The 25,823-nt window shown below is 40.2% G+C and carries 28 protein-coding genes; 1 reads left to right on the forward strand and 27 read right to left on the reverse strand.

Annotated elements, in window-relative coordinates; genetic code table 11:
• Positions 1–176 precede the first annotated feature (176 nt).
• From NON16_RS16400 to yneA, 14 genes are all read right to left on the reverse strand, one after another.
• Positions 177–641, reverse strand: a complete 465-nt coding sequence (locus tag NON16_RS16400) for a CcdC family protein (RefSeq protein ID WP_257350503.1) — start codon at positions 639–641, stop codon at positions 177–179.
• 23 nt (positions 642–664) lie between these two features.
• The gene (locus NON16_RS16405) at positions 665–1,090 is read right to left on the reverse strand and encodes a Na(+)/H(+) antiporter subunit B (protein ID WP_257350504.1); all 426 of its coding nucleotides are present in this window, start codon (positions 1,088–1,090) and stop codon (positions 665–667) included.
• 57 nt (positions 1,091–1,147) lie between these two features.
• Positions 1,148–1,861 carry a cytochrome c biogenesis CcdA family protein gene (locus NON16_RS16410; RefSeq protein WP_257350505.1) on the reverse strand — a complete coding sequence of 238 codons (714 nt, stop codon included), beginning with the start codon at positions 1,859–1,861 and terminating at the stop codon, positions 1,148–1,150.
• A gap of 201 nt (positions 1,862–2,062) precedes the next feature.
• Positions 2,063–2,947 carry a M15 family metallopeptidase gene (locus NON16_RS16415; RefSeq protein WP_257350506.1) on the reverse strand — a complete coding sequence of 295 codons (885 nt, stop codon included), beginning with the start codon at positions 2,945–2,947 and terminating at the stop codon, positions 2,063–2,065.
• A gap of 12 nt (positions 2,948–2,959) precedes the next feature.
• Positions 2,960–3,523, reverse strand: coding sequence for a TVP38/TMEM64 family protein (locus NON16_RS16420; RefSeq protein WP_257350507.1), 564 nt, complete (start codon positions 3,521–3,523; stop codon positions 2,960–2,962).
• Positions 3,524–3,561: 38 nt separating this feature from the next.
• Positions 3,562–4,647, reverse strand: coding sequence for a tRNA 2-selenouridine(34) synthase MnmH (gene mnmH / locus NON16_RS16425; protein WP_257350508.1), 1,086 nt, complete (start codon positions 4,645–4,647; stop codon positions 3,562–3,564).
• Between the two features lie 302 nt (positions 4,648–4,949).
• Positions 4,950–5,282, reverse strand: coding sequence for a hypothetical protein (locus NON16_RS16430; RefSeq protein ID WP_257350509.1), 333 nt, complete (start codon positions 5,280–5,282; stop codon positions 4,950–4,952).
• Positions 5,283–5,941: 659 nt separating this feature from the next.
• On the reverse strand, positions 5,942–6,157 hold the full coding sequence (locus NON16_RS16435) for a YneF family protein (protein ID WP_257350510.1): 216 nt from the start codon (positions 6,155–6,157) through the stop codon (positions 5,942–5,944).
• A 93-nt stretch (positions 6,158–6,250) separates the two neighbouring features.
• Complete coding sequence (sirA, locus tag NON16_RS16440; RefSeq protein ID WP_257350511.1) at positions 6,251–6,691, reverse strand: sporulation inhibitor of replication protein SirA; 441 nt, start codon at positions 6,689–6,691, stop codon at positions 6,251–6,253.
• A 184-nt stretch (positions 6,692–6,875) separates the two neighbouring features.
• The gene (tkt, locus tag NON16_RS16445; protein WP_257350512.1) at positions 6,876–8,873 is read right to left on the reverse strand and encodes a transketolase; all 1,998 of its coding nucleotides are present in this window, start codon (positions 8,871–8,873) and stop codon (positions 6,876–6,878) included.
• 245 nt (positions 8,874–9,118) lie between these two features.
• A complete protein-coding gene (locus NON16_RS16450; RefSeq protein WP_257350513.1) occupies positions 9,119–9,397 on the reverse strand; it encodes a HesB/YadR/YfhF family protein in 279 nt (92 codons plus the stop codon).
• A gap of 113 nt (positions 9,398–9,510) precedes the next feature.
• Positions 9,511–9,738 carry a DUF896 domain-containing protein gene (locus NON16_RS16455; protein ID WP_257350514.1) on the reverse strand — a complete coding sequence of 76 codons (228 nt, stop codon included), beginning with the start codon at positions 9,736–9,738 and terminating at the stop codon, positions 9,511–9,513.
• Between the two features lie 59 nt (positions 9,739–9,797).
• Positions 9,798–10,466, reverse strand: a complete 669-nt coding sequence (locus NON16_RS16460; protein ID WP_257350515.1) for a YneB family resolvase-like protein — start codon at positions 10,464–10,466, stop codon at positions 9,798–9,800.
• A gap of 18 nt (positions 10,467–10,484) precedes the next feature.
• Positions 10,485–10,799 carry a cell division suppressor protein YneA gene (yneA, locus tag NON16_RS16465; RefSeq protein WP_257350516.1) on the reverse strand — a complete coding sequence of 105 codons (315 nt, stop codon included), beginning with the start codon at positions 10,797–10,799 and terminating at the stop codon, positions 10,485–10,487.
• 159 nt (positions 10,800–10,958) lie between these two features.
• Between yneA and lexA the strand changes: the two genes are divergently transcribed.
• Positions 10,959–11,576 carry a transcriptional repressor LexA gene (gene lexA, locus NON16_RS16470; protein ID WP_257350544.1) on the forward strand — a complete coding sequence of 206 codons (618 nt, stop codon included), beginning with the start codon at positions 10,959–10,961 and terminating at the stop codon, positions 11,574–11,576.
• A gap of 464 nt (positions 11,577–12,040) precedes the next feature.
• On the opposite strand, the gene NON16_RS16475 is transcribed toward lexA, so the two are convergent.
• From NON16_RS16475 to NON16_RS16535, 13 genes are all read right to left on the reverse strand, one after another.
• Positions 12,041–12,829: an IclR family transcriptional regulator gene (locus NON16_RS16475; protein ID WP_257350517.1), complete on the reverse strand. Its 789-nt coding sequence runs from the start codon at positions 12,827–12,829 to the stop codon at positions 12,041–12,043.
• Complete coding sequence (locus NON16_RS16480) at positions 12,830–13,657, reverse strand: alpha/beta fold hydrolase (protein ID WP_257350518.1); 828 nt, start codon at positions 13,655–13,657, stop codon at positions 12,830–12,832.
• Between the two features lie 210 nt (positions 13,658–13,867).
• Positions 13,868–14,653, reverse strand: a complete 786-nt coding sequence (gene hcaB / locus NON16_RS16485) for a 3-(cis-5,6-dihydroxycyclohexa-1,3-dien-1-yl)propanoate dehydrogenase (RefSeq protein WP_257350519.1) — start codon at positions 14,651–14,653, stop codon at positions 13,868–13,870.
• Positions 14,654–14,714: 61 nt separating this feature from the next.
• Entirely contained in the window at positions 14,715–15,680 is a 966-nt protein-coding gene (locus NON16_RS16490) for an MBL fold metallo-hydrolase (protein WP_257350520.1), read from the reverse strand.
• Positions 15,681–15,744: 64 nt separating this feature from the next.
• Complete coding sequence (locus NON16_RS16495) at positions 15,745–16,254, reverse strand: aromatic-ring-hydroxylating dioxygenase subunit beta (RefSeq protein ID WP_257350521.1); 510 nt, start codon at positions 16,252–16,254, stop codon at positions 15,745–15,747.
• 20 nt (positions 16,255–16,274) lie between these two features.
• Positions 16,275–17,585 carry an aromatic ring-hydroxylating dioxygenase subunit alpha gene (locus NON16_RS16500; RefSeq protein WP_257350522.1) on the reverse strand — a complete coding sequence of 437 codons (1,311 nt, stop codon included), beginning with the start codon at positions 17,583–17,585 and terminating at the stop codon, positions 16,275–16,277.
• A gap of 58 nt (positions 17,586–17,643) precedes the next feature.
• A complete protein-coding gene (locus NON16_RS16505; RefSeq protein ID WP_257350523.1) occupies positions 17,644–18,939 on the reverse strand; it encodes an MFS transporter in 1,296 nt (431 codons plus the stop codon).
• Between the two features lie 119 nt (positions 18,940–19,058).
• Positions 19,059–20,030, reverse strand: coding sequence for a VOC family protein (locus NON16_RS16510; protein ID WP_257350524.1), 972 nt, complete (start codon positions 20,028–20,030; stop codon positions 19,059–19,061).
• A gap of 36 nt (positions 20,031–20,066) precedes the next feature.
• A complete protein-coding gene (locus tag NON16_RS16515) occupies positions 20,067–20,849 on the reverse strand; it encodes an aspartate dehydrogenase (RefSeq protein ID WP_257350525.1) in 783 nt (260 codons plus the stop codon).
• Between the two features lie 12 nt (positions 20,850–20,861).
• Entirely contained in the window at positions 20,862–22,310 is a 1,449-nt protein-coding gene (locus NON16_RS16520; RefSeq protein ID WP_257350526.1) for an aldehyde dehydrogenase family protein, read from the reverse strand.
• Positions 22,311–22,324: 14 nt separating this feature from the next.
• Complete coding sequence (locus tag NON16_RS16525) at positions 22,325–24,007, reverse strand: thiamine pyrophosphate-binding protein (protein ID WP_257350527.1); 1,683 nt, start codon at positions 24,005–24,007, stop codon at positions 22,325–22,327.
• A gap of 23 nt (positions 24,008–24,030) precedes the next feature.
• Entirely contained in the window at positions 24,031–24,822 is a 792-nt protein-coding gene (locus tag NON16_RS16530; RefSeq protein ID WP_257350528.1) for an SDR family oxidoreductase, read from the reverse strand.
• Positions 24,823–24,855: 33 nt separating this feature from the next.
• Positions 24,856–25,782 carry a VOC family protein gene (locus NON16_RS16535; protein ID WP_257350529.1) on the reverse strand — a complete coding sequence of 309 codons (927 nt, stop codon included), beginning with the start codon at positions 25,780–25,782 and terminating at the stop codon, positions 24,856–24,858.
• Positions 25,783–25,823 lie beyond the last annotated feature (41 nt).

The raw sequence follows: 25,823 nt of genomic DNA on the forward strand, positions 1-25,823 counted from the left end.
GCGGAAGCGTCCTGGATAGTACGAAGGTCACCGCAAGACCAACGAGGTGGTTTATGCCACTGCAGTGGGACTGAAGGGAACGTTGCAGCTAGACATCACACCTAAGGAGCAAATTTATATACACTTTCTTAACGTGTAAAAAAAGAGATGCTCTACAAGCTGTAGAATCATCTCCCTTACCCTTCACTATACGTCTGTAGTTTTTTAAATTTAAAATACATCGCTAATCTCCATGGGGCGATCATACCGAAAGCAAGAATAAAGAAAAGTCCACTTGTTTCTTCAATGGATATCTGCTGACCTAAGTAGAGTTTCAACCCAATGCGCACAATAACTAAACCAACTAGGATTATGATAAATACTTTCGACCTCTTTAAATAGATATCATTTGAACGCTTTTCGAAGGTTGATGTTCTGATTAATAACAATGAAAAAACACATCCGACAATAAATGCTTCGAGAACCTCTGCCCATGGAACTCTAGCTGGAGGATAAAGAAACATCAAGAATCCAGTAGACATAAATAATGGAGGTAAAATTATCTTTTTGACAGTTGCTGGCTTCTTTGCTGCTCTCATTCGCACAAAAAGAGCAACACTTGCCATAAGAAGTGCTAATATGCTACTACCTATAACCCACACAATTATTTCTTCCCTTCAACCTACTAGCCGCGATCATGAGCAATTGACAGCATGATCGTCATCGTGACACCTATAACCGTTATGTATACTCCTAAATCAAACAGCATTGCTGTAGCAAGTTCGGTTTTTCCTAATAGAGGAACATCAAAATATCCGTACGTATGGCTCAAGAATGGTTGACCGAATAAGAAAGAACCTGCTCCAGTGAAAAAGGCAATCAAAAGACCTGCACCAATGAAATACCTGAAATTCACTCGCAATACCCTTCCCATCGTTTTCAAACCGAACGAGATGTAAAGAAGAAGGAACCCTCCTGATGCCATTAAACCACCTATAAATCCGCCCCCGGGTGCATTATGCCCCGCAAGGAGTAAGTTCACAGAAAAGGCGAGAATAACGAATACAATAATCGCTGATGTTGTTTTTAAGATAATGTCATTTGACCGCATAGATTCCTTTCTTCCTCTCCTACATACTAAAATTAGTAAAGATCATGTAAAAATGGACTAAAAGCCTTGAAAACCATTAAAGACTCGATTCGTCAAAAAGGATGTCACCTTTGTCATCCAATCCAAATACAAGAATACACCCATCACGATCATTAATCCACCGCCAACACGGATCACCTGTTGGCTACGGCGCTGCAACCACTTCATTTTACCGATAAAAAAGGACATGATGAAAAATGGAACAGCAAAGCCTGCTGCATATGCACCCATATAAATCATTCCCATCCCAGGATTTGATGCAGCTAATATAATGACCCCAGCTAAAATAGGCCCGGTACATGGAGTCCAGCCTGCAGCAAAGCCCATACCGATTCCGACAGACCCTAGATAACCTCCTGGACGTTTCTTGAATCCAACCTTCCGTTCTTTCATTAAAAAGGTTGGTTTAAATACACCAAGTACAACCAGTCCAAAGAAGACAATTAAGATAGCCCCAATTTCCCGAATCAAATCTTTATATTGGAAAAAGAAATCCCCAAACCAAGACGAGCTTAGCCCCAGAAATATAAAGATAATTGAAAAGCCTATTAGAAATAGAGCCGTATGTAAAAGCGCCCTCTTTTGTAAAATCCCTTGCTTCTCCTTCAGTTCATTCACCGATACCCCTGTTACATATGATAGGAAAGCTGGGTATAACGGCAAACAACACGGTGAAATGAATGAAAGGAAACCAGCACCAAATGCCAGGAACAGATTAACGTCCGCAGCCATATATTCACCTCCTAACCCGTCAATTTACGGTCTAGTAGTACGTGTTCAAAAAGGAGGACAAAAAGAGCCGAGAAGTTCGAGGCGTGAAAATCTCGAGGACCAGAACGTATGCTATTAATACGTGAGGACCGGAGAGATCGAACAACGAAGAAATTCGACAGCTATTTTTACCAGACTTTTTGAACAACCTCTAGTACTAGTTTACTTCGAAGCGTTAACCTGTTCAACATCAACACCCATGTATTCTTCAAGTGTCACATTTTGTTCATGGATTCGCTTTGCATGCTCTTTTCCCACATACCGTAAATGCCATGGTTCATACTGGTAACCTGTTATTCCCGATTTCCCTTCTGGATAACGGATGATAAAACCAAACTCATGAGCATGTTGCTTCACCCATTTTCCCGCTTTGGTTTCACCGAACTTTTCAATTAATTCAAAGTTTACTGCAGGGGATGTTACATCCATTGCCAGTCCTGTTTGATGCTCACTCTGCCCAGGGTGAGCACTGAATTTGTTTGCCTTTTCTTCACCATCTTGCTGTACATTCGATGCAAAGATGGCTTCTTGTCGATCATATGAACGGTATCCTGATTGAGCGAACAACGGAATATTATCCTCTTTTGCTTTAGCAAACATTTCTTCTAGGGCTTTTGCAGCTACACCCTGCAGCTTTTTCTTCGGAACATCCTCTTTGAAAGGAAATGGAACGTTTGGAATTGTCAAATTCTTAGGAACAAATGCTGCTGGAAGATTACGCTTTTTGTTTACAAGAACAAGAGAATCATTTACATTCGTTACAACCTTCGTACCATCAGCGGCGACAGTAACCGTTTCCTCTAACGACGGAAGATTTGGTTGGTTATTTGATGGGTCTTCTTTTTCGTCTGTTTGCTGTTTGTCTTCCTTACCATTCTGATCCTTAGAGTTATTGTCGTTTTGTGAATTTTGCTCATTATTATTTTTTTTCGATTGCTTTTGATCTTCACTAGATGGATTAGAATCAGCAAACGGATTATTAAATGAACAACCTGTTGTTAATAGGGTGCATACTGTCAAAATAGTCATTAATGATTTTAGATTCATAATTTCACACCTTCATACCTGTCGATTAGTATTTTTACGATTAACATTCCATATTAAAATAAGCAAACCAATGCTGAGGGATGCAAGTATCAACTTTCCTGTTAAATTCCATTCTATAATATGATAAACCGAAAGTGACTCTAACAAAAGTGCGGGAATTTTCCCAACCGTACTCGCAATAAAGAATGTCCACGTTGAGACGATACCAATAGCTGCAACGAAAGTAACAACTCCAGATGGAACAATCGGCATTAATCTTAAAGAGAAGATTGCAATAAAAGCCTTCCTGCCTTTTAAATCAATTACTCTTTTTACAAAGTTATGCTGATCCAGCCTATCTCTAAGATTAGACTTAAAACCGTTTCGATATAACAGAAATGCAATTAGAACACCGATCGATTCCCCGATAAAAGATACAAACATCCCATCCCAAAACCCAAAATAAATAATATTAGCCGCTGTTACAAAATAGCTTGGAAGTATCCCTGCAATCGCAATCAGTATATTCAGGATAATGCTAATTATGAGTGCATATTCACTGTATTCATCCAAGATCCTGAGGATGGATGTATCCATAGTTTGTCACCTCAAACCAATTTTTGCTTAGGAACCGTTTAGCTTTTATTCATAGTCGATGCACATGCGAAACTAGCCTCGGCCTCTTGTATGGCACTTCTAATTCTTTTCAAGCCTGTTTCGAAATGATCAATGGATAACTCTGTTACAGATGATTGGTACTGTTTAGCCGCATGATCATATCTTGGATCATAATAATGCTGTAAAAGTTGCCGCACAATTTCTTTGTAATCACTTCGCTTAAACGCATCCATCACAATTTCAGCAACCGTTGGCGTTAGTCGTTTTTGCAGTTTCGAAAGCGCCTCACCAATTTCATCAGTATAAAGCTCTGGTTCATAGACACTACAAATGTAATTTACCCGTTTCTCAAAGGGAAGAGTAATGTGGATTCGATGCGCTTGCTCTTTTCCATCTAATATACAATCTGGTAAGAGAACTCGTCCAATTCGCTTACTTTCAGATTCAATAATATAAAATGATGCCTCTTCAAGTTCTTGGAGACGTTTAAATAATGCCTGATCAAATTGTTTTTGCGACTTACCTTCAATACCAACTTGTCCAAATATCGAACCCCGGTGACCTGCCATTTGCTCTAGGTTTAAGACAGGATAACCTTCCTCTTGTAAGATCTCTAAGTAATCCGTCTTTCGTGTTCCCGTTAATCCTTCGAGTACAACAAACGGTTTTGATTGTTCTTGATAGTGATCGAGTGACGCGACAATCGATTTTCTATAGGAACGTATGCCCCCTTCTAATTGATAACAGGACATTCCCATCATTTTCATTACAGTTGCGACACTCTTACTTCTCATTCCTCCGCGTGCACAATATATGAGAAAAGGCTTGTCAATTGTATCGTTTAGCTGTTTAAGATTGTTGAACATCCATGATAGTTTTGGTGAAACAATCGAAAGGCCAAGCTCTTTGGCCTCTTCCTTACCAATTTGTTTATAGGTTGTGCCAACCTCAGCACGTTCTTCATTTGTAAAAAGAGGTACACTATTAGCACCTTCAATATGAAACTCTTCAAACTCGCCGGGCGAACGAACATCAATTAAATGATAGTCGCTAAGTTCGCATGATTGGAGCTTGATTACCGGAACCGCATCTTGATCTGTCATCATTTATCATCCTTTAATGATTCCCACATGTTGTCTCTATTGAAATATATTTCGCTTGTCTGCTAAACATATCTGTTTCTACTTTAGCACTTTTAACACTTGTTTTCACCTTTAATGCGATCTTTCATGGATATGCGCTCCACAAAAACCTGATTATAGAAAGGATTTTTAAACTTTCTTATGACATTAACAGCGAGAAAAAGACGTAATTCGTTAACAATTACTCGTGTCCGAGATCGTAAATCGTTCGGACTTCATAATATAAAAGCCCCCCATATGATACAGAAAGGCTTATGTTCCACTTAATCTTTATGCACTGTAACATTTATATCTCTATTGTCCGCCTGTCTGTTTGAAGATCCTGCGTCTACCATCAGAAGGATACCTGTAATAATATGCATTGTCATTCCTAAGAACGGAATCCATGCTAGACAACTCGTTACAATCCCTAAAATACTCCCAGATTTTCCGACACCTTCCTTGCTACTAATTACTAATGTTGCAATGTGTAGACCTAACATCACTAACAAAGGTAAATACCAAAACCCCATAACAATACCCGCACCAATTAACGGAATACCGAGTAGGATTTCAAGACCCCCTGACACCCATTTCAAAACTCTTGAAGTACTCAATTCCACTTCCCCCTTTCCTTCCTCTTTTAGCATATTATGCCATCATCATTTTGATTTCCCTTTTCTTAAATAATGACCTCTTTCAATTTAAAAACTACATCTTAAGTAGTATTTACTTGCCGCTTTAACTCTTTTATACTTTAATGGACAAACTCATTAAAGGGATACCCCTTTACCCCCATGTATTTTGACAGTGATTATTTAATCACTGTCCTTTTTTTATAGGTTAAGAAAGCATAAAATTTGGATGCATAGAGGTACTGTCTAGTTCCAGCGCCCAGCCACTTGGATCACTTCAGTCCCTCTACGGCTACAGCCTCCTCGATTGCCTTCCAGTGACCTTCGTGGCTACCCAGGGCGTTTACCCTTTTCTTATGATTAAAATAAATTACTCAACTACTTTATAGAATTAAAAAAATATTTTACAGACGGTATGATAGAGGTATTCTTCTAGAACACCTTCTAATTCCACTAGAAAAAACCACTTTCCCTGGTTAATCATTCTCCAGAAAAGGTGGTTTAAATTAATGAAAAGAAAAATTAAGCATATATTTCAAGTTTTGATGAAGAAAGGTTAATCAATCTCCTGCTTTTTGATCTCTACCTTTCCCAAAAATTAACCTTCAGATGAAGCGAAACCCCTTGTACCATAAGGCTTCCTATTTCATTTGATTTTGCATTGCTTTCATCATTTGGTTAATCTTTTTCTGCGATGGTTTTTGTCCCATCTGCATCATCATAACTCGCAGCATATTTTCATTAATAGGTGGATTTTTCTTAAGGTAAGACATCATATATTTGCGGGCGATAAAAAAGCCAATCGCAGCACCGGCGAGCAACGCGATTAAGCCCACAACGAAATACATCCAATCCATTCTTATAATTCTCCCTTCTCGTTGTCTAGAACTAGTGTACTATAAAATCTATTTCAAACTCAATAATATCAACAAAAATTTATATTGCTGTTATTAAATATAGTGCGCCTGTTTCACGGGACTAAGCCAGCCTACACCTTCTTCTTCAAAATTAATGGCGAGAAAACTGCTTTCTACCTTTCTCAAATGTTCGAATAACAAGATCTCGGCTTCATAACTTCCTTCAGAAATTAATGATAGGTTTCTGCCGTTATTCTGCAGCATAGCTTTACTTGTCTTCGAATAAAGGGTTAATTCCTGCCTCGCTCTTTGTAACCTGTATCCTTTTTGTAAGGCATCTATTTTTTTTACGTGATAATCGAAAACATAGAAAGGAATCGTTTTTGTTATGTATAGAAGCTGTTTTTTAATCGTTTCCTTTAAATGAGGAGCTGGATCCGATGCTTCTACAAAGAAGTGATATAATACTTGCTCACGTCCAAAATAATGAAAAGCTACTTCCTTTTCGATTAAGTAAATATCATGTTTACGCACCAACTTCACCCCTAGCAAATAGAACTTGTCCCAAAAGTATAACGAACTAGGAGTGCAATGGGTGTCAGTCTGTGTAGATGGCTCTGACTTTTTTTGTCGAATACAAAGAAACTTACATGAAAAAGGAATCAGCTCCATTAGTATTGTTCTATTTTTGTTAGAGTCTGATTCCTTTTTTGGTTTTTTATTTATTTAGTAATGCTTTAACTTTTGCTACAACATTTTCAACCGTAAAACCATATTCTTTCACAACCGTATCTCCAGGTGCAGATGCCCCAAATCGATCAATAGCAAGAATATCGCCATTATCGCCAACGTATTTATGCCATCCATGAGAGGAGCCCATTTCAATCGCAAGACGCTTATTAATCGCCTTTGGAAGTACACTCTCACGGTAATCTTGAGGTTGTTCTTCAAATCGATCCCACGAAGGCATGCTTACTACTGATACGTGAATCTCTTCTTTTTCGAGCTCAGACTTCGCTTCAACAGCTAAGGATACCTCAGAGCCAGTTGCGAGCAACATTGCATCTGCAGGACCTTCTTCGACAGGTGAGACAACGTATGCACCTTTACGCACACCTTCTTCACTAGAACCTTCAAGTGTAGGTACACCTTGTCTAGTAAGAACAAGTGCGGTTGGTTTTGTTTCACTTTCCAGGGCAATTTTCCATGCTGCAACTGCTTCAGTTCCATCTGCAGGACGGATGATACCGAGGTTATGCATTGCTCGTAGTGAAGATAGCTGTTCTACTGGTTCATGAGTCGGTCCGTCTTCCCCTACTGCGATTGAGTCATGAGTTAATACATATGTGACAGGCATTCCCATTAATGCGGATAATCTCATTGCTGGACGAAGGTAATCGGAAAAGACGAAGAATGTCCCTCCGAATACTTTTAAACCACCATGTAAAGCCATTCCGTTCAATGCTGCTGCCATAGCAAACTCACGAACACCAAACCAGATGTTTCGTCCACTGTAATCATTACGGGAGAAAGTTCCCTTGTCTTTCATCATCGTCTTATTGGAACCGGCAAGGTCTGCTGAACCACCAAAAAATTGTGGAACACGATTAGCAATTGCATTTAATGCTTCCCCAGATGATGCACGAGTAGCAAGCTTGTCCTCACCTGCTTTATAAGTAGGCAGCTCCTTGTCCCATCCTTCTGGAAGTTCACCTTGCATTGCTGTTTGTAGCTGTTGAGCAAGTTCAGGATATTTGTTTTGATACGTGTCAAATAGTTCGTTCCATTGTTGCTCTTTGTTAGCACCTGCTTCTCTCAGTTCATTAAAGTGATCACGTACTTCTGCAGGAACATGAAAATCTTCTTCAAAGGTCCACTTATAAGACTCTTTTGTCATTTTGACTTCATCTAATCCAAGTGGTGACCCGTGAGATGCGGACTTACCTGATTTGTTTGGAGAACCATGACCAATAACGGTTTTCACTTCAATTAACGTAGGTTGTTCGGTATTGGCTTTTGCCTGGGCAATCGCTTTATCGAGTGTATCAATATCGGTACCCTCTTCAACAAAAATGACTTCCCAACCATAGGCTTTAAAACGGTCCTCAACACTTTCAGAAAATGACATATGGAGTTCTCCATCAAGAGAAATGTCGTTAGAATCGTAAAGCACTACTAAACGACCAAGACGTAAGTGCCCTGCTAAAGACGCGGCTTCAGCTGACACCCCTTCCATTAAATCTCCATCTCCGCAAATACTAAACGTATAGTGGTCGATTACATCTAGTTCTTCTCGGTTATATGTAGCTGCAAGGTGTCGTTCCGCCATTGCCATACCAACAGACATTGCAATTCCTTGCCCAAGTGGTCCGGTCGTTGCCTCTACACCAGAAGTATGCCCATACTCTGGGTGTCCTGGGGTCTTACTTCCCCACTGTCTAAAGCTTTTCAAATCATCCATTGATACATCATAACCATATAGATGCAATAAGCTATATAAAAGCATCGAACCGTGACCTGCTGACAGTACGAAACGATCTCGATTAAACCATTCCGGGTTCGATGGATTATGGTTCATATGTTTGCTCCATAAAGTATAAGCCATTGGAGCAGCTCCCATAGGCATGCCAGGGTGCCCTGAATTTGCTTTTTCAACACTATCGATGGATAACGTACGAATCGTGTTGATCGATAATTGCTCGATTGAAGTTGACACGCGGTTCATCCTTTCCTTGTTCACTTTATTCTTTCATTCCTATCCCATGATATACTTTTCGGTTAATTTTCACAAGACCGGCGTAGTGTTTGAATTTACATTATATTTGACTGTGTAAATACATAAAAGAGTCAGATACCTCTGAAATAACATTTAGAATTAATGTTATTTCATCAGAGGTGTCTGACTCCATAGTTGAGCTATTGTAGTAAGACATGACTTTTGTCAAGCTTACTTCTTTACACTTAGGCAATACTTGGTAGATCTATTGAAAAGTTTTCGCCAGAATCATCGCAATCCATCTTCATCTGATCAACAAACCATACTTCATGTGGCTTAACAAAAAAGCGGATCCCTTCGATTTCCTGAACATAATCCCCGTCTTGAGGTAATCCTTTCTCTACTCCAAGACAAAAGCCAATACCAGTTCCTGCGTATCTTACGAATAATTGCAGTCCGTCACCTGCTTGTAAGTCTAGCTCTTCCTTGTAAAGCTGAACAGCTGGATTTGAAATCGAGAACATCAGTATATCCACCCCTTATGAGTTGTTATATAACAGTATATCAAAAAAATCGCCTGATGCAATACAAAAACAAGCCCAATTTGATAAAATTATCAAATTGGGCTCTCAAGTAATTAATGATTACGTTTTTGTTCGTTTTTAAGTTTTTCAGGTGTAACATCATTACCTTCAGGATCAACAACTTTGATGGTACGTAGTTGATTTTTAAAATCTCCCCTGAACGCCTTAAGGTATTCCTTGCGTAGCTTCTGTTGTTCTTCTTTTTCTTTCGGATCCAGTCCATCCGATTTAGATTTCCGTGCAAGTTCATTTATTCGATCTATTTTATGTTGAGGTAGCATTTTTAAACTCCTTCTTTAATTGTTGTTTCTATATTGAACACACACATATAGTAACTTATCTACTTATATTTTTCTACTGATTCAATTCCGGTCTCTGTACTAGTATACTCTTGGTACCTTCTATGAACAGTCGCTTTAGAAACATGGTAACCAAAACCACGAAGTGTACTCGCGATTTCATGAAAAGTTAATTCCAAGTTACGTAGTCGAACGATTTCACTTATAGGAACTTCTATTTTGTTCCTGCCACCGGAAGTTAACTTTGAAAGGTTCTGTTCAGGACGATAACCATTTTCCACCGCTCGCTTCATCCCTCGTCTAATCTTTGCATTATGAAGTTTACGCTGGTATTCCTCAACAAGACTAACAATTTCCATTACCATGGAGTCCGCTTCTGTTACTTGAAGCTCACCGTTCTGACTGATGGTATAAATACGGGTGTTATATTTCATAAGTGTATGTAAAATGGCAATTTTGGCACTTCCACGCCCAATTCTTGTCTCATCTTGAACAAGTAGAATATCTATCTTGTTTTCACGTGCGAGATCGAGAATATGTAAAATTCCATCCCTTTCAACGTCGTACCCACTTTTCTGCTCGTGTATGATTTCAACAATCGTTATATTCAAAGTATCAGCTAGTTGCTTCAATTCTGATTCCTGACGCTGAAGGGATGAAACCTGCGTTTCCTTATCTGTGCTGACCCGGCAATAGATGACTGCTTTCATATTTCTGTCCTCTCTTAATTAATTTGAAGCGATTTGTACCATTTTTGTTTCAGTAGAAACGGGAATGACAACCGTCTCACCTGGTTGAAGTTGTTCTGCATGTAGTTCATTTTCCTGTTCGACCCATTGAATGAATTCATCTGGAGACAACTTATGCCCGCCTTGGAACTTTTCAGACAGTTCCCATAGAGTGTCCCCTTGCTCAATTGTAATATTAACGTATGATTGATCTGCTTTTGCTTGGTTTGATATGAAAGTGTATGATCCCATTATTAACATAATGGTTACAAATACGATAACAAAAGACCAACCGCTCTGTCCCTGTTTTTTCATTATAAATCCCCCCGACACGAATGTTTGTTCTTATATGATAATTTTAGTTTATTAGGAACATCTGTTCTTGTCAACAGTTTTTTTCGAACTTATGTTTGTATATTTGTCCAACAAATGGTATACTTGGTGAAACAATCGAGGAGAATTGAGGTGGACAGAGTGAAATTATCACGGCGACAAGAGGACATTCTAAATTACATAAAACACGAGGTTCAACGCAAGGGGTATCCCCCGTCTGTCCGAGAAATTGGGGAAGCAGTAGGATTAGCTTCAAGCTCAACTGTTCACGGACACCTATCAAGACTTGAGAAAAAAGGGCTTATTCGCAGAGACCCTACGAAGCCTCGAGCAATCGAAGTCATTTCTGATGATTTGGCATCAAGCATTCCAAAAAGTGATTCAGTTAGTATTCCGGTAATCGGTAAAGTTACCGCTGGACAACCTATTACAGCAATTGAAAATGTTGAAGAATATTTCCCTCTTCCTGACCGGGTAGTTGGGGATGAAAATGTATTCGCGCTGGTTGTCCAAGGTGATAGTATGATTGAAGCAGGCATTTATGATGGAGATATGGTCATCGTGCGGCAACAGCAAACGGCAGTTAATGGTGAGATTGTTGTTGCAATGACAGAAGAAGATGAAGCAACGGTAAAACGATTCTTTAAAGAAAAAGACTATATTCGATTGCAACCAGAAAATTCATCACTTGAACCAATCATATTAAAAAACGTAACAATCCTAGGAAAAGTCATTGGCGTCTATCGAATGTTTCATTAAAAAAGCAGCGATGCAATTTTGCATCGCTGCTTTTTTGTATATCCATTTTTTCAAAATTGTGAAGCCTAAAAATTTCTCCTGCTTGGTCCAACCATTTGATTAAAAGATTAAGAATTTGGCTTTCCTGAATACTATTCTATGTTAGTATCTCTACGATTATCATCTTTCCTTCTAAGATCCAATGGGCCAAGAAGTCTATCAAATTATATACCATATTACTATGTTGCATTACAAAGAAATCAGTTTTTGCATAATGATAAGCTGATAAGAAAAGCGAAAGCGCCCGTAGACATCGAATCTATGTAGCAAATTTTTATAATTTCTTAACGTGCAGAATAAAAAGCCCACCTCAAAAAAGAGATAGACTATGAATCTTATTGATTTGGCTCAATTGTTCTTTTATTTCCAAGTAACTGGTCACTCTAAGAATCAAGTCTCTCATAAGCATAATTTCATAAGAGTGCCTATTTAGGAAGACGATAACCAGAAAAAGCAGAAAGTTGGTTTGCGGTCTTGCAAAGAGCTGGTAAAACAACCTCTTCACTAAATTTATCATCAAGTGTAGTAACAGGAGCAACTACATTGACTGAAGCAATGACGGATCCCTTATTGTTAAAAATAGGAGCTGCAATTGAACGAATCCCACTTTCAAACTCCTCATTACTTATCGAATACTCTTTTTGCCTGATGCTATTTAATTCCTGCTTAAGCTCCATAATCTGCGTTTTTGTTTGTTCAGTAAATGGTTGTAGTTCAGTACCAAATAATATTTTCTTTAAATTTTCCTTTGATTGATAAGCCAGTAATATTTTCCCCATAGCAGTTGCATGGGCAGGTAGCCTTGAACCGATTGTAACGTTAATCGTAGTTACCCCTTTTCCTGGTATTCTGGCAATATACGCTACTTCTCTGCCATCTAAAATCCCAATGTGAACTGAAGCACCAGTTTGATCTCTCAGCTCTTCTAAATAGGGTCTCGCAATCTCAGGAAGTTGCATCGTATTTAAATAAGTAAATCCTAATTCTAATACTTTCGGGGATAACTCATACCGTTTTGTACTTTCATCTTGGCGCAAGTACCCCATCGTTTGGAGTGTATATAATAATCGAAACGGGGTAGTCCTGCTTACGCCCAAATTGTTTGCGATTTCAACTAACGAAAGTGTTGGCTTGTCCTCGTTAAACATTTTTAATATCTCCAAACCCCTCACTAGAGAATTTGAAAGATATCGATCTTTCTCTTCGTTTGACACTTATGTTTTCAACTCCTTTTTGTACGTTCCATCTGTGTTACATTTTTGCAAGAAGTGAATGACGTGTGAATTAAATGTAGCTGGATCCTCTTGATAGCATAAATGCCCCGTCCTAGGAATAGTCACAAATTCCGATTTGGGAATTCCTTCGTGAATGATTTGTGATTCACTAACAGGTGTTACCTTGTCCTCCTCACCACAAATAATGAGTGTCGGAACACTTATAAGCGGGTATAAATCCATTTGATCAGCATGGTACAACGAATACGCCACAGATCGGTATCCAGACGGTCTTACTTGTGACATTATGTTTGTTGCTTGACTACGTACTTCCTCTGAAGCATGTGGAGAAAGCAAATGTTGTACCCGCTGTATTGCATGCTCCCTAGGAGGCAGCGTCTCAATAGAAGATAGTCTGTTTTGTAGCTTTCTTTCATTTTCATCATCATCCAGAGCTGCAGACCCTCTTGTCGCATCCGCAAGAATTACCGACTTCACAACATTCGGATAGAGATGAACGAAGTCAATCGCAGTTGCAGCTCCCATTGAATGTCCAAGAAGATAAATCTCCTGCATGTTCAACCTATCCAAGAAACTTTTAAGAATGATGGCAAAATCCTTGAATTGGGTAAGTTCCTTTGATGGGTCTGAACTTTTGCCATACCCCGGAGCATCCCAAGCAATCACTGTATAGTCTTCTTTAAGCTCCTCTATCTGCTTTCTCCATGACAGAGAATTATTCCCCATTCCGTGTAACAATATTAAAGGGGCTCCGTTTCCTTCCATCTCATAATGAATCCTTAAATCATCCACTTGTACATAAGGCACTTTATTCCCCTCCAATTATATGATGTTTAGTCTAAATGGTAAATCCTGCTTTTTGATGAAAAGCTCAAGCGCCCTGGGTAGCCCCGAAGGACACTGGAAGGCCATCGAGGAGGCTGTCGCCGCCGCAGAGGGACTGAAGTGATCCGAGGGGCTGGGCGCTGGAGCTAGACATCACATCTAAGCCAACAAAAATTTATGCTTTCTTTTCTTTCAAGACAATCCTCTGACACCGAGACCGCCATCGCTTGATATGACTTCTCCAGTAATAGCTCTGGATTGGTCTGAGGCGAGAAGAACGTAGCTTGATACATGGTCTTCCGGTTGCATTGCCATCCTTAAAGGATTCCTGTTTTTAATACTGGCTTCTCTTTCCCCTGAAGTCTTAGATATACTGTAGGGCCTAAGAGAAGGGGTTATTGTTAGATCTGTAATTGTTCCCCCTGGTGCGACACCATTGACCCGAACATTTGGTGCCGATTCGAAAGCCAATTGACGAATCAATCCGAGCCCAGCATGCTTACTTGCTGTATATAGGACCCCTCCACCATCCGGATAAAACGAAGCCCCGGAAATCGTAAAAATCATGTTACCTTTTGTCTTCATTAATTCAGGTAAGGCAGCTCTTGCACCGAATAAATAACCCTTTACATTGATTGAAAAAAGTTCCTCGTATGCTTCATTTAAAACATCCGGCTTCAAATCTAACAGTTTATTAAAACCGTCAAACACCCCTGCATTTGCGACGAAACTATCAAGTTTTCCAAAACAGTTTACCGTAGAGGATACTGCCCTTTCATTATCTTGGTAATTTTTGACATCTCCACAAACTGTATGAATGCGCTCCCCGAATTTTTCTTTGAGTAAAGCTAACCTTTTCTCCGATAGATCAAACACACAAACCTTTGCCTGTTCATTCAAAAACCGTTCTACAATGGAGCTCCCAATCCCTGCTCCTCCACCAGTAATAAGCGCGACTTTTCCTTCTAAACTCCCCACGGTTTACCACACTCCTTCTATGTTAAACGTTGATGCCACCCGAGCTAATCATCCAGTTATCTTATTCTTTTTGAACTTCTACCTTATCTCCCACTTCAATAGACATAAGATCTTCACCCACTACAACTTGACCGGAATACGTAGCTTTGGTTCTATTTAACAGATCAGCTTCGTCTTCCTTTAAACCTCCAAGCAACACGATATGCGTATAAACAGCAAGCTTAGGTTTCACTTGGCTAAACACATTACCAGCTTCTTCAGGTGTCGTATGGAGTGATAGAATATTAGAAATGGCCTCCGATTTTTCTGCTTCTCCAGGCTTTGCAGCCGCAACTTCATGTATGATTAAATCTGCACCTTTTGCAAAATGAATCAAGTTTTCACTATATCGAGTATCACCCGAGATGACGACCGAATGTCCTCTATAATTAATACGATATCCATAACTCGGTTCAATTGATTTATGATCGACCAGGAAAGCAATTACTTCGACACCATCATGTTGGTAGATGACACCTTCCTTAATATCAGTTGCCTCAACACGAATACCTTCCGTGTTTCCATTACCAGAATTCTCACGAGCTTCAATATCAGCAGCGAATGCTTTTTCCATGTGGGACATCATTTTTTTCGTACCTTTTGGTCCCCATACTTTAAACGAATGCTCCCTATCCCCAGCAGTAGGTAACGAACCTGTCAACCAAACGTCGGGGATTCCTACAGTATGATCAGAGTGCAGGTGAGTAAGAAACAACTTGTCTACGCTTCCCGGGGCAACGTTCGCTTGATGTAGTCTCAGAGCCGTTCCACGACCAGCATCAAATAGTAATGTTTCATCTCCCGCTTCAACTAAGGTACCAGGTCCAAATCGCTCCATACTAAGAAGGGGGGATCCAGTTCCTAATAAGGTAACTTTGAAATGCTCCGAGGGATCATTCCAATTTCCAAGTAACGGTGATGAAAATGTTAACAAGCTTAATGCAACTAGTAGAATTCCCAACATAATAGAAATCCATTTCTTCGTCATACAACCCTCCATTTTTTCAATGATTGGGTTGACCCAAACTACAAGATGGGTCCCCCCTAGTATGTTAAACGAAAATAGCTAGATTTCGTGTATTTAACGTTGTCTGATCAACTATGAAAAACCGTTTTGAGAGTTTCCATTCACCCTCAACATACGTAAATTCATCCTGACGTTCACCGGAAATCAAATCATGATGAATATCTGTAGAACGACTTCTATAAATCAGTAAATAGCTGTGGACTACTGCTTTTTCATTTTCAACGTATTCGAGAACCCGCACATTACTTACAAACCTTCGTGTACGTGATGGAGGCATTTCAGCCCAAGCATAGTCCGTTTTAAGCCGGTCTACTCTCATTTTCATCGTTTCGATGTCATCCTGAAATGCAAACATCTCTTTTGAATAATCCGGTCGTTCCATTCCTTCTTTATTCACACGTACCGGCATCTCATACTTCAAGTCTGTATGCATTAGGTTAAACCAGCCATCAAAGTCAATCTCATCAATCAATTTGGCTTCATCATATAACCATTGTTCAAACTCATGCTTTGCAAGTACCTTCTCAATACTCATAACCTATTTCCTCCTGTCTCCTATGCCTTCATCATATCTAACCAATAGGAATAAAAGTTACGTGATCCAGCTTCTGTGAATTTATCCGGATAAACCACCCCGGGCCCTATAAAGTCCTTAACTGGCTCACGGTGCATCCCCATCGTATAATTATAGTTAAAGTTTTTGACGATAGGTAAGGTTCCCGCTGCAGCCTGGGTGATATCGGTGAACACCTCGGTGTCATCCTGTTCAAAAATACCTGATGGACTAAAGGTTAGGATGTATGACTCACGTGAACGATACTTCCAATCTTCTGATGCATTTTTATCAACTAGGAACCAAGTCATGACCTCCATCTTATCTGGAGCTATCGGCTTCCATAGACGAAGTGTCGTATTGGAAATAAGCTTTCCTTTTACTTTTGTGTGTGACACTAAAAAAGACAGGTTTGGAAATACTGTACCAATCATGTTTTTGACATTTGACATCAATTCAAATTGGTCAGATGATAAATTTTCCTTATATTCTGGTATGAGTTCTTCCGGAAATGCAAAGTCAGGATTCGGCATACCAATATTACAGCCATGCCCATTTTTTACATGTACTTGGTATCCCTTTTTCGAATAGGCTGCATTCGGTACCATTCCCAATTTAGCAATTGATCCATGAGTCACCATTGTGTGATAAGAATCACTAACAAAATTATCGGATCCAATTTTCCATTGAGAGTGAACGATGAACTTTTGTGGTGGTCCGATCACTTCCATTTCGGTACGGCCTACCACGATATCAAGATACCATTTGAAATCACCGAGGAATTCTAATAACGGTTCTGGATTTTCGTTCCACGTTCCAAAAATCAGCCCTTTATACGTATCTAATGTTACATTGTGCAATGACATTTTCTCCATATCAAGCTGTCCACCATAAATATCCTTCTGTAATGGTACGCCAATCAATTCACCGCTGTTTTTATAAGTGAAGCCGTGGTATGGACAAGTGAACTGTCCTTTATTCCCTTTATCTGCACGGCAGAGCTTCATGCCACGGTGTGTACACATGTTGTAGAATGCTCGAAGACTACCATCCTGTCCCCTTGAAACGATGACTGAATAACCAGCCAAATCTCTAGTTATAAAATCACCTTTGTTCGGAAGCTCTGATTCGTGACCAAGAAGCAACCATGTTTTCATAAAAATCTTTTCATGTTCCAACTTGTTGACATTTTCATCTCCCATAATGTAAGCAGGGATTACTCCGTCTTCAGGTCGAACGGTCTCACTCAAATAATTAGCTACTTCTTCACGCGACATTTCGTCCAAGTGGACATTCGTTTTCGTTTCTATCATTTGAAATTCCTCCTTGCAGTTGATCATCATTTACTTCTATCAATCTATACGTTTGGAGTTATGCACTATAATTGGTAATACCATTTCGTGCTGATTGTTCATTAAGGAGATTAACTTCCTCTGCTTCTTTTTTCAATGTGAACAGATACGCTATGAAACCTAGTCCCGCTACTACAATCAACAAGACGATAGAAGGGCCAAAGTCTCCTCCAGATAAGTCTCTCATCCACCCCATAACGTAGCTTGCGAGACCACCGAATATATTCGTGAATCCCATCAGTCCCGCTGCACGACCTGCTGTTTCCTTTGTAGAATATTTTACGATAAATAGGTTACTAAGATGGAAGACACCACCCATCGTACCCATGGCAAGTCCTAAACTGAGGCCTGCGATGACCGGTATAGTTGTTAAAGACGCTACAGTTAAAAAAGATCCGCACAATACGAACAAGATGGTGGCCAATAAGCTAGGACGTTTTGTTTTATCTGATAGAAATCCGCATATTAGAACAAAACCTAGTGCAAATAACCATGACAAGGAAGTGATTCCGCTCATTGCTTCATAATTGAAACCCTTTCCTTGAATTAGATAGGTTGGAAGCCAAATACTAATTCCGAAAAAGAGGAATGAGGACATAACCATTCCAAACCAAACGATCCAGAAACGAAAATCCTGTGCAAAATTCTTTTTTGTCACATTTTTTTCAAATGAATCGGTTTGACGGATATAAGCCAATTCTTCTTTGCTGACTTTAGGATGTTCTTCCGGCATGTTGCGCGTCAAGAAAATAAACATCGGGATATTAATGAGCAAGTTACATAACGCAAGGAAATAGAAGGATGCATGCCAAGACAATGTAGAAATAATAAGTGTCAGAAAAACGGCTCCGATTGCCGGCCCAAGGTAGTTTCCAGTTATCCATGATGCTTGTGCACGACCAATTTCATTTCTGTTAAACCAGCTGGCAATAAACTTACCAGAGACTGGAATCATCATTCCTTCTCCAATACCGAGGATGATCCGACTCCACATGAACATTTCATACGAGTTAGCCATACCTGCCATAACCATCGTAACTGTCCAAACAGCGATTCCCAAAAGCGCAGTTTTTCTCGCACCCAGTTTATCGATGACAAATCCCCAAAAAACATTGGATAAAGCATAGGCTACCATAAAGATAAACGTTAAGAAGCCGATTTTAGCATTCGCGCTGTCACCTGTCAGCCCAAGATCGTTCAAAAAACCTGGATCCGTTTGTACGATCGAAATCCCTAACTTATCAATTTGTCCGAAAAACCAAAAGAAAAAAATCGGCATCGTAATATATATCCAGCGCTTTTGCATACTAATCATTGTTTACAACCTCCTTTTAATATGAGAATTTTCATGAACTCCATGAACGATACATTTTCTGAACACGACTAACCTATTTCATTTGATCGAGTCTAAGGAACGTTATAGCAGTTCCAAGTTTAATCCTCATATTTTTCAAGAAGTTCAATGATTACTTTATAGGTTGAAGTTGTGTCCATGTAGGCATATTCACCTTTACCATTCCAGAAGTATCCCTTTTGGATGAGTGGATACCCCATTTGCTCAAGCACGTCGATTTTGTCTTGGATGTTTTTGACTACGAATGCAATGTGATGGACCCCTTCACCTTTCGTATCCAGATGGTCCTTCCATATACTCTGTGAATCGTCATCCGGCTCAATCAGTTCAAGTTCAATAAGCGGTGTCTTTATGAACATGAATTTCGCTTTTGCTTCAGTTGGCTTGCCTTGAAATTCGATCTTTGTAATTTCACTCGGGCCCGCTGTAATGATTGAAGGCTTTTCTATCCCGAACAGCTTACAATAAGCATCTGAAGCAGATTCGATGTCATGGACGACGATCGCTATTTGCGTAATTGTATCCGTCCCAAGCAATGGTTGAATTTCGCTTTCTTCCGCAGGTTGGTGGGAACTATTCGTTTGCGGCTCTTCACGTTCAAGTAGCTCAACAAGTGTTTTATGAACATCTAATGTGTCAACATAGGCGTATCTACCATTACTAGACGTAAATTCACCTGTTTGTAAGACAGGAAAACCATGTTCTTCCAAAGTAGTGAGCTGATCCTGCATATGATCGACGTCAAAGGCAATATGGTGGATTCCTTCTCCAACCGTATCCAAAAATTCTCGCATCGTACTAGGGTCACCATTCGGTTCGATCAATTCAATTTGTACCGAGGGAGTATTTATAAAAACAAGCTTACTGCGTGCAGCGGATGGTTCTCCTTTAAAAACAACTTGGGAAATATCTTGTGACCCTGTTAAAAACCATTCAGGTTTTGGTATGCCTAGAAGTTTTGCAAAAGCTTCAGAAGCAGATTCAATGTCATGGACAACGAAGGCGATTTGATTGACGACACTATTTCCTATCAACGGCTTAAGCTTATTCATCGTGCACTTCCTTTCATAAAAAAATCAAAACGGTACTTATCCTAAAAGAATCATCTCACGTCTATTTTTCAAAGTTGAAAGAACACTGAGAGCCGCTAAATAACTTGTTTTCGGGTTTTCAGGCATCGGATCGTTCTCCACGTGTACTTCTAATCTTCCAAATGCCCCTTTAGCTTCAATATAATGAATATTTTTATCGACTTTGGGATCAGCTATGATTTTCACTTCGGTTTCTTGACTCCCTAATCCAGCTAGAGATAATATAATCGATACATTTATGTTTTTTGGAAACCGTTTAATCGCTTCTGAAGCAGGTCCTCTAAATATCACCTTTTCTTCGTTCAAAGACTTTTCACCAAGTGATTTAGGTGGTTTTCTCGTTGTTATTGAAACGGAATCTAGTTGATTAATAGACTTCGCAGCCTTTAAAATATCTAATCCACCGATCGCACCGGATGGTAGATAAATTTTCGTCCCATGGATCCCACAAAGATGATTGAGTTTTTTATAAAATGAGTTGTCTCCTAATGCCCCTACACTTACAATCAATAAATCTTTCCCGTTCTCAATAATGGTTGGAGCGTATTCTTCCACCACTTGGATATTGGCTGCTTCAATAACTAAATCAATTCCAGAATTCATGAACCCAGTGAAATCCTCATAAACTTCGATATCATACGTTTTAGAGAAAAGGGATAAGTCTTTTTTTCGCCCCTCATATACTGCATCAATGCGACATTCCGGTAGAGCTCTATTGATATTTAAGGTTTCCAGAAGAAACTTTCCTATATTCCCACATCCAATTAATCCAATTTTCATACAATGTTCTCCTTAATCAGCAAAGCCATAGCAATCTGTGAATAACTCCAACCCACCCCAGCGTGTTTCCTGGCTAAGTCCACTTTCCTTAATTCCAGGAAAGTCCAAACGAAGATTTTGGAAGACGGTATGATTGTTATGGAATACCGCTCCTGCTTCCAAACGATCAGCGATATCAATAGCTGCCGTTTCATTTGAAGTCCAAACAGAAGCTCTTAAGCCAAATTCAGTATCGTTCGCCATTTCAATAGCTTCATCTAAATCAGCAAAAGGAATAACCGGAATAATCGGTCCAAATTGTTCTGCTCTCACTAGCTCGCTGTCGTGACTAAGATTGGTGACGATAGAAGGGAGCATAAAGTATCCTTCTTCCCATGAAGCAGAATCTAATTTTTGTCCAATTGACTCTACTTGTGCCCCGATTTGCTTCGACCTCTCAAGCAATTCTTTAACAAAATTGAATTGGGAACGGTTATTTAATGGTCCCATCGTTGTATCTGGCTGGATACCGCTACCTACGACTACCCGTTCAAATTCTTTCTTCAGCTTGTCAACAAACTCCTCATAGCGTGATTCGTGAACGTATACTCGTTTAATTGCCGAGCACACTTGTCCAGATGCTCGCAAAATCCCCAGCCGAATACGTTTTATTGCTGCCTCATTTAAATCGGCATCTGGTAGAATAAGAGCGGGGTCATTACCTCCGAGTTCCATATATAGCTTTTTGACCGAGTTTGAAGATAGACTCATTATCTTCTTGCCGGTTTCCGTACTCCCCGTAAAAGCAATCGTACGAACACGCGTATCCCCACAGAGCGCCTCACCAACAACAGAGCCTGATCCGGTTACAATATTAATGACTCCTGGCGGGAAAGAAGATTCGATGATTTTCAAGCACGACATAACGGTTAACGGACAGTACGTTGCTGGTTTTATAACAACAGTATTTCCAGCAAGAATAGCAGGAATTGCTCGTTTAAAAGTTAAGATCATTGGCGAGTTCCAAGGGGAAATTACAGCCGTAACACCGCGAGGACGCTTACGAATTTGTACTTTTTGAGCCTGTCCTTCCACATGAACGGGTTTCCACCATTCCAACAACGTATCTGCACCTTTACTCATCACTTCGACACAGCGCAAAAGGTCTTTTTTCGCTTCTACCATTGTTTTTCCGTTCTCTCGTACAAATAAGGAAACATGCTCCTCGATAACAGTACTTAACTTTTCCGCGGCTTCCTTCATCCGTTTCGCCCGTTCGTCGACCGAAGTTCTCGACCAGGCTTTAAAGGCGTTCTCAGCTGCATCCACAGCCTGGGTGACATCTGTTTCAGAACATAAGGCAACCTCACCAACAAACTCGGTTATCTTTGCAGGATTACGAACTTCTTTAATCTTTGAAGAAGTTTTCCATTCTCCTCCTATTAAATACTGACTTGAAACTTCAGGGAATACACTAATCACCTGTCATTCCTCCTCTACAATTTCTTAGGCCTAAATGCTTCTGCTGCGCCTGGAGGACCTCCAAACGGCTTTGCCATCGGCCCTACTGCTTCCATATCTACCACGATCATTGACGGTTTTTGTCTAGAAACTGCAGCTTGCAGTTCAGTGCTAAACTCTTCTGGGGAATTTACCTTTTCAGCAGCAATACCCATTGATTTTGCCAGCATTACAAAATCAGGGCTTAATAAGTCAACAGCTACTCTTCGCCCGTAAGCGGCATCTTGAATATTACGGAGCACTCCATAGCCTTCATCGTCAAACAAAACAATTATTATTGGTAGGTTTTCTTCTGCAGCAGTAGCTAGTTCACCAACATTCACCATAAACCCGCCATCCCCAGCCATTAAGACGACACTTCGGTCCTGGCATCCGATTTGTGCTCCAATAGCGGTTGGTAACCCTTGTCCAATTCCTCCACCTGAAGCATGGATTGATGTGCGAGGTGTTTTTATTTCGAACAATCGACTGCCCCAAACATTTGCAGGAACCGTGACGTCTCTTACCAAAATAGTCTCTTTTGGTAACGATGCTCTCATTGCATTTAAGATGTCTTCATACGGACCAAGCGTTTCTTTCAACACATTGCGAACTTCATCTCTAACCTTTTCTACTTCTTGAGTGTAATCAGGTTTTGGAAGAACCAATTGTGTTGAAAGGGCTTCCAAAAATTGTCGTAAAATTTGTTTCGCATCACCAATCAGTCCATGCTCTACGGAATAGTTACGATTCAATGCATTCAAGTCTGCATCGATCGAAATATGTTCCTTCGGGGTTTTTACTTTCCAGTTGGCTGTTTCATTTCCACGAAAACGAACACCGATACTGATTAATAAGTCTGATTTGTTAAGGAGTTTTTTTACCGCATCATAGGAAGCAAAATGTCCAATGCAGAGAGGATGGTCTTCAGGAATGGCACCTTTTCCTGATTGGCTAGTAATAACAGCTGCTCCAATCAACTCAGCCAATTGTTTTACTTCATCTGAGCCTCCAGAAGAAATAACTCCTCCGCCGGCCCAAATAACTGGACGTTGTGCCACGGCAATTTTGTCAATAATTCGTTTCGGTACTTCTGGGATCGTCACGGATTCATTACCATCCGTATCAACAATATTGACTTGTGGAATAATCGCTGATTGAAAATCAATAGGGATTTCAACAGTAATTGGTCCTGCAGGAGCTTTCAATGCCTCATTTATTGCTTTCCGTATCACAGGAACCATTTGTTCTGGTTTACGTAACCGGCAGGCTTCCTTACAAGCCCCTTTCATCATTGAAAGTTGGTCTTTACACTCATGAATATATCCTCTTCCAGTTCCTAAGTAAGACGAGCCGACTTCACCCGTAATATGTAGAAGAGGAACTCCCGCACTCCATGCCTCAACTAGCGAACCAGCGGCATTTCCTGCTCCGGTACCGGTACTTGTTAAAACAACTCCAATCTTACCTGTCGCTCGTGCGTAACCATCAGCCATATTGACAGCTCCACTTTCACCCCGTGCCGTGACGAGACGAATGGTTCCCTCCCGTAAAAGGGCATCATAGATCGGCATATTATGAATACTTACTATGCCAAAGATAACTTCAACACCTGCGTGTACAAGCTCTTGTACGAGAGCATCTGCCGTAGTGAATTCTGTTTGAACTTGTGTTTTCATTTCGCATCCAACCTTCTGTAAATTTACAATGCTTTTCCGAGCCCACCTGCTACTTCAATGGTGGATCCGGATACATAACTTGCTTTATTTGACGACAAGAAAACAATGACACTCGCAACTTCTTCAGACTCACCAACCCTACCTAGCGGAATTTTTCTCTTTTCCGCAAGTTCCGTATACCAAGAATCAGGATCAGCATCCGGAGCATTTTGCATTCTTCTTCGTTCCCATTGATCTGTACGAATCAAGCCCAGACTTACAGAGTTAACCAGGATGTTATCTGGCGCCAATTCATGAGCTAATGTTTTGCTAAGATTTAATAAACCTGCTCTTGTTGCTGCTGTCGCCACCATATGTCGTTCCGGTTCTTTGGCTAGTGTCGCATTAATATTAATAATTCTTCCGCCACCACTTTTTGCCATATATGAATGAACAGCTCGTACGGCATAAATAATCGCAAAATATTTAAGTTGAATTTGCTCTGTCCACTGTTCATCGGTAATATCAAAGAAATGCCCCATCACACTACGTCCGGCAGAATTGACTAGTATATCAACTGCTCCGAGGGTCTCTGCAGCTGAACTTATAAACTCATAGACTTCATTTTCCTTTGTCACATCACAAGATCCCGTAAATATTCTTTCAGGTTCTGCAAAGTTCTTAAGGTGCTGATATGCGTTGTCTATCCTTTTGTGATCTCTTCCACAGACTGCGACCTTTGCTCCTTCTTGCAACAGCATTTCAGCCGTTTTCAAACCAACACCAGATGTACCTCCCATCACAATGGCGACTTTCTCTTTTAGTCCTAAATCCATCGGTCTCTTCCTTTCCTTAATTACCGTCAGTGGTTAATGATCTTTCTGTCTAGCTACCAATTTAGTTGCCCAACCTTCATCAGGTTCTCCGGCCATAGCAGCGCGAGCTTCTGGTGATGGCGGACCGGCAATTCCCCATCGATCTATTAAATGAGGTACACGCTTCCACGTTAATGCTCTCCATTCAGATTCATCTTCAATAGAGACAAGGTAGCACGTATATTCCATGACAAACCCCGCTGGGTCTTGAAAATAACAAAAAACGTTGTTACCTGGACCGTGACGGCCTGGCCCCCACATTTCCTCATACCCCGCTTTTCTTACGTTTCCAATCCCTCGCATTACTTCATCCACATTATTAACCTCATAGGCAATATGATTTACCGATGGATGTGATGCTTGATTAAAGGCAATGGAGTGATGATTCCTATTGCATCGTAAAAAAACCATCTGATGTTCACTCCAATCGGAAACTTTAAAACCTAATACCCTCGTGTAAAAATCCACCATTTTATCGATGTCTACTGTATTTAAAACAACGTGGTTCAGCTTTACCGGATCAACATTTTTCTTAGACCATTCCGACGTATGGATCTCCACCCAAGCTGAAAGTTCAATACATCTTCCTTCCGGATCTAAAAACCTCAAACCATAACCAACACCTGCCTCATCAAGATATCCTGGAGGTTGAACAATCTGAATATCCAAATCTGCTAGTGTTTCTGCTGCTTGATCTACCGCATTTTTATCGACCATACCGAACGCAAGGTGATGCAAGCCTCTTTTCTCGTTTGCCTTCAAACTTAGAATGTGGTGTTCCGGTCCTTCCCCACGAAAGTAAACAGACTGCTTATCTTCATAAACCTTGTCCAACCCCCAAATATCATCATAAAATCCTGCCTGTTCTGACAATACGGGAGTTAGGAGACTAATGTGTCTTAAATGTGTAATTTCAAGCATCTTTTTCATCTCACCTTCTTAATAGGATCCTGGTTTGATGG

Origin of the sequence: Pseudalkalibacillus decolorationis, from assembly GCF_024609785.1 — a bacterium.
GTDB classification, from domain to species: Bacteria; Bacillota; Bacilli; order Bacillales; family Fictibacillaceae; genus Pseudalkalibacillus; species Pseudalkalibacillus decolorationis.